Here is a 1,355-nt window from a genome sequence, read left to right on the forward strand (position 1 = left end):
GCGAAAACGATAAACGTCTGGGTGAGAAGGTTTTCCAGGAACCACCCGGTGTGAAACGCCACCTCGCCGGCGTGCAGGATGCCGAGCATGAATCCGAAGGTCAAGAAGTCGAACAGCGAGTTGATGGGCCCGAACGTCAGCATGAACCTGCGGATGAAGGCGACGTTCCAGTGCGCCGGCGCATCGCGTTGCTCCTCATCGACGCGGTCGGTGGGGATCGCCAACTGCGAGGCATCGTAGAGCAGGTTGCCCAGCAGGATCTGGCTGGGCAGCATCGGCAGAAACGGCAAGAACGCCGACGCGGCGGCGGCGCTGAAGGTGTTGCCGAAATTGCTCGATGTGCCCATGAACACGTACTTGATGGTATTGGCGAAAATCCTTCTGCCCGTGGCCACCCCGGTGGCCAGCACCCCCAGGTCCTTTTCCAGCAAGACCACGTCGGCCGCGTCCTTGGCCACGTCGGTGGCGCTGTTGACGGAGATGCCCACATCGGCGGCGTGCAATGCCAGCGCGTCGTTGACCCCGTCGCCGAGAAACCCCACCGATCTTCCGGTGCGGCGTGCCGCGGTGATCAGCCGTGCCTTTTGGTCGGGGGAGATGCGGGCGAAGATACTGTGGTCCGCAGCGGCGCGGCCGAATTCGTCGTCATCGAGGCATTCCAGCTGCGCGCCGGTGATCGTGCCCTTGGAGACCAAACCCAGTTCGGCGCAGACCTTTTCGGCCACCCGAGGGTTGTCGCCGGTGGCGATCTTCACCTCGATTCCCAGCTCGGCAAGCTGATCAAGGGATTGCCGGGCGGCGGCCTTGGGCTCGTCGGCAAAGACGCAGAACCCGACCAGCATCAACTCGGATTCGTCGTCGGCGGTGAGCTCCGTCAGCTCGGCGGCCGGGCGGGTGGCGACGGCGACCACCCGCCGTCCGGCGGCGAACAAGTCCGCCAGGGTCGCATCCGCGGCCGCCGGCGTCCCGTCGCACCGGTCCAGGACCTGTTCGGGGGCGCCCTTGACGACGAGGAGGCGGTTGCCGTCGTCGTCGACCAACACCGACGTCGCGCGCCGCTCGTGGTCGAACGGCAGCAGCGCGACGCGGCGCACCGCGCCGCCCACCAGTTGCTGTGGCTGCGGGGAGTCCCACAGCGCGGCGTCGAGCGGATTGGCGCTCACCACACCGGATTCCGGGTCGACGTCGGTGGCCAGCAACCCGAGCCGCCGGACCGGCTCGGCCGGCGCACCGGCCGGATCGACCGCGCCGACCAGGCGGATGCGGCCCTCCGTCAGCGTGCCGGTCTTGTCGGTGATCAGGATGTCGATGTCGCCCAGGTCCTCGATGCACACCAGGCGTTTGACCAGGACCTT

1 protein-coding gene is annotated in these 1,355 nt (G+C 67.2%); it reads right to left on the reverse strand.

Annotated features, from left to right (window positions below):
* Positions 1 to 1,355, reverse strand: a 1,355-nt coding sequence (locus tag A5696_RS05510) for an HAD-IC family P-type ATPase (RefSeq protein ID WP_156738262.1), incomplete at both ends; no start/stop codon positions are given.

It is taken from the genome of Mycobacterium sp. E2699, assembly GCF_001666745.1.
In the GTDB taxonomy this organism is placed as follows: domain Bacteria; phylum Actinomycetota; class Actinomycetes; order Mycobacteriales; family Mycobacteriaceae; genus Mycobacterium.